This window comes from Sphingomonas olei, assembly GCF_045369765.1.
Classification (GTDB): domain Bacteria; phylum Pseudomonadota; class Alphaproteobacteria; order Sphingomonadales; family Sphingomonadaceae; genus Sphingomonas; species Sphingomonas panaciterrae.
Window position 1 is genome coordinate 1 of sequence record NZ_JBIQEU010000044.1, and the last position, 3,861, is coordinate 3,861.

At 54.9% G+C, this 3,861-nt stretch carries 2 tRNA genes and 2 rRNA genes; all 4 read right to left on the reverse strand.

Features of this window, described 5'->3' with window-relative positions:
* Position 1 precedes the first annotated feature (1 nt).
* The 4 genes from ACH0BU_RS17655 to ACH0BU_RS17670 all read right to left on the reverse strand — a co-directional run bounded on the left by ACH0BU_RS17655 (position 2) and on the right by ACH0BU_RS17670 (position 3,860).
* A tRNA-Met gene (locus ACH0BU_RS17655) sits at positions 2-75 on the reverse strand.
* A 122-nt stretch (positions 76-197) separates the two neighbouring features.
* Positions 198-312, reverse strand: a 5S ribosomal RNA gene (rrf, locus tag ACH0BU_RS17660).
* A 180-nt stretch (positions 313-492) separates the two neighbouring features.
* Positions 493-3,284: ribosomal RNA gene (locus ACH0BU_RS17665) — 23S ribosomal RNA — on the reverse strand.
* A 500-nt stretch (positions 3,285-3,784) separates the two neighbouring features.
* Positions 3,785-3,860 (reverse strand) — tRNA-Ala (locus ACH0BU_RS17670).
* Between the last annotated feature and the right edge of the window lies 1 nt (position 3,861).

Here is a 3,861-nt window from a genome sequence, read left to right on the forward strand (position 1 = left end):
GTTGCGGGGACAGGATTTGAACCTGTGACCTTCAGGTTATGAGCCTGACGAGCTACCGGGCTGCTCCACCCCGCGACACTGTGTTTTTGTCCGTTTTGGAAACACGAACGCCTCCGTGATTAGCGGAGGCGACGGTGTGTCCTTGATGGACGACAAGATGAATGGGTTCGTTTAATCGTACACACGCAAGCTGCAATGCCTGGCGACGCCCTACTCTTCCATCGCTTAGGCGATAGTACCATTGGCGCAGTCGGGTTTCACGGCCGAGTTCGAGATGGGATCGGGTGGGACACCGACGCTATGGTCACCAGGCAATGAAGCCTGCGGTGTACCCCATGAAGTGGTACTTCATGGGGGCCCCGGACAAGCTGGGCCTGGCCGGGACGTACGGTTCTAAAATCGATGCACACTTTACGTATGTGTTGTTTCTGGCGTCGAGCTTTTATCATCCGACCGTCATGGACAGCCAGGGCTGTCGTTGATGGTGGGACTCTCAAGCGCGAATAGGACGATTAGTATCGGTTAGCTCCATGCGTTACCGCACTTCCACATCCGATCTATCAAGGTCGTGGTCTCCGACCGTCCTGTGAAATCTTATCTCGAGGGAGGCTTCCCGCTTAGATGCTTTCAGCGGTTATCCCGTCCGTACATAGCTACCCTGCTGCGCCGTTGGCACGACGACAGGTACACCAGAGGTACGTTCAACCCGGTCCTCTCGTACTAGGGTCAACTCCTCTCAAATTTCGACGCCCACGGCAGATAGGGACCAAACTGTCTCGCGACGTTCTGAACCCAGCTCACGTACCACTTTAATTGGCGAACAGCCAAACCCTTGGGACCTGCTCCAGCCCCAGGATGTGATGAGCCGACATCGAGGTGCCAAACAACCCCGTCGATATGAGCTCTTGGGGGTTATCAGCCTGTTATCCCCGGCGTACCTTTTATCCGTTGAGCGATGGCCCTTCCACGAGGGACCACCGGATCACTATGACCGACTTTCGTCTCTGCTCGACTTGTCAGTCTCGCAGTCAGGCGGGCTTATGCCATTGCACTCTAACAGCCGGTTTCCAACCGGCCTGAGCCCACCATCGCGCGCCTCCGTTACTCTTTAGGAGGCGACCGCCCCAGTCAAACTACCCGCCACAGAGGGTCCCTGTTCCGGCTTCACGGAACGAGGTTAGACATCAGAAAACAACAGGGTGGTATTTCACCTATGGCTCCACATCGGCTGGCGCCAATGCTTCAAAGCCTCCCACCTATGCTACACAGTTCTTTCCTAATGCCACTCTGAAGCTGCAGTAAAGGTGCACGGGGTCTTTCCGTCTAACCGCGGGTACTCCGCATCTTCACGGAGAATTCAATTTCGCTGAGCATGTCCTGGAGACAGTGGGGAAGTCGTTACGCCATTCGTGCAGGTCGGAACTTACCCGACAAGGAATTTCGCTACCTTAGGACCGTTATAGTTACGGCCGCCGTTTACCTGGGCTTCAATTCAGAGCTTGCACTCCTCCTCTTAACCTTCAGGCACCGGGCAGGCGTCAGGCCCTATACGTCGTCTTGAAGCCGACTTAGCAGAGCCCTGTGTTTTTGCTAAACAGTCGCTACCCCCTGGCCTGTGCCCCCTCAAAACGCTTGCGCGCAATGAGGGCCTCCTTCTTCCGAAGGTACGGAGGCAATTTGCCGAGTTCCTTCAGGACACTTCTCTCAAGCGCCTTGGTATACTCTACCTGACCACCTGTGTCGGTTTCGGGTACGGTCTATACGGTGGGGCTATTTCCCGGGACAGTTTCGAAGCACGTCCAATCCGATAAGGACGTACAACACACACCATCCGTCACACACCACCAGGCTGCGGAATATTAACCGCATTCCCATCGACTACCCCCTTCGGGCTCGTCTTAGGGGCCGGCTCACCCTGCGCGGATTAGCCTTGCGCAGGAACCCTTGGTCTTTCGGCGAGAGGGCATCTCACCCTCTTTATCGCTACTCATGTCTGCATTCGCACTTCCGATACCTCCACGACCCATTACCAGATCGCTTCGCAGGCTTACGGAACGCTCCGCTACCGCGTGTACAAAAGCACACACCCTAAGCTTCGGTGCACGTCTTGAGCCCCGTTACATCTTCGCCGCAGGAACCCTTGTTTAGACCAGTGAGCTGTTACGCTTTCTTTAAAGGATGGCTGCTTCTAAGCCAACCTCCTGGTTGTTTTGGGATTCCCACATGCTTTCCCACTTAGACGTGACTTGGGGACCTTAGCTGTAGGTCAGGGCTGTTTCCCTTTTGACGACGGACCTTAGCACCCGCCGTCTGTCTCCCGGATATCACTCCTAGGTATTCGGAGTTTGGTTAGAATTGGTAGATCTCGCGACCCCCGCATCCATCCAGTGCTCTACCCCCTAGGGTGTTCGTCCGAGGCACTACCTCAATAGTTTTCGCGGAGAACCAGCTATTTCCCGGCTTGATTGGCCTTTCACCCCTAAACACAACTCATCCGGTAACTTTTCAACGTTAATCGGTTCGGACCTCCAGTGCGTGTTACCGCACCTTCATCCTGGTCATGCCTAGATCGCCGGGTTTCGGGTCTAATACATCAAACTATGGCGCCCTATTCAGACTCGCTTTCGCTGCGCCTACACCTATCGGCTTAAGCTTGCTTGATACATTAAGTCACAGACCCATTATGCAAGAGGTACGCTGTCAGGCCTCAAGGACCCTCCAACTGCTTGTAGGCAATCCGTTTCAGGTACTGTTTCACTCCCCTCATCGGGGTGCTTTTCACCTTTCCCTCACGGTACTAGTTCGCTATCGGTCATGTACGAGTATTTAGGCTTAGAGGGTGGTCCCCCTATATTCAGACAGGATTACACGTGTCCCGCCCTACTCAAGTCCTTCAATCTCACTTTCGCATACGGGGCTGTCACCCGCTACGGCCGAACTTTCCAGATCGTTCTGCTAGTTGAATTGAAGGCACTGGCCTGGTCCGCGTTCGCTCGCCACTACTAACGGAATCTCGGTTGATGTCTTTTCCTCCAGGTACTGAGATGTTTCAGTTCCCCGGGTTCGCTTCACGAAACCTATTTTATTCGGTTAAGTGATACCTTTTTCCTGATTACCTCCACCCGGCGAACCGGAAAGAAATAATCGGGATAGGTGGGTTTCCCCATTCGGAAATCGTCGGGTCAAAGGTTGCTCACACCTCACCGACGCTTATCGCAGCGTGCCACGTCCTTCATCGCCTGTACATGCCAAGGCATCCACGAATTGCCCTTACCTCACGCTTGAGAGTCCACACCACCAACGACAACACTGGATCGTTCTCCGTCAGGAGAGCGACACGAAACTCGGCAGAGCAGTGAAGCGTGGTTCTGATCTGGCCGTCGTCGATACACACAAGGCGCATCACTGAGCGGCTCAGCTGATGTGGATGATTAAATCTCAGCCAGATTATTTGTAGAGATATAGTCTTGGACGCCTCGAACCCCGTAGCCAGTCCCCCTCGAGCCGAAGCTCTCAGCGAACCGCTTTCGCGATCCTCGTCGTTCCAAACCCATACCGCCACGGCATCGATTTTAAGAACCCATTCACAATGTCAAAGAAGGCCGTCGCGGCCTTAACCTCATGGTCGCCCATGAGGATCTGGTGTCTTCATCTTCTGGATTTCGGCAGAGTGTCGCAACCACGCCGCGGCAAAGCCGCGTCGTCAGACCTGCTTGCAGCAGGCTGGCCGTGCTCGCTGATGTGCGCTGCAAGCTTTCGCTTGCGCGTCTCGTCAGCTGCGCAGTGGTGGAGCCTATCGGGATCGAACCGATGACCTGATGCTTGCAAAGCAACCGCTCTCCCAGCTGAGCTAAGGCCCCG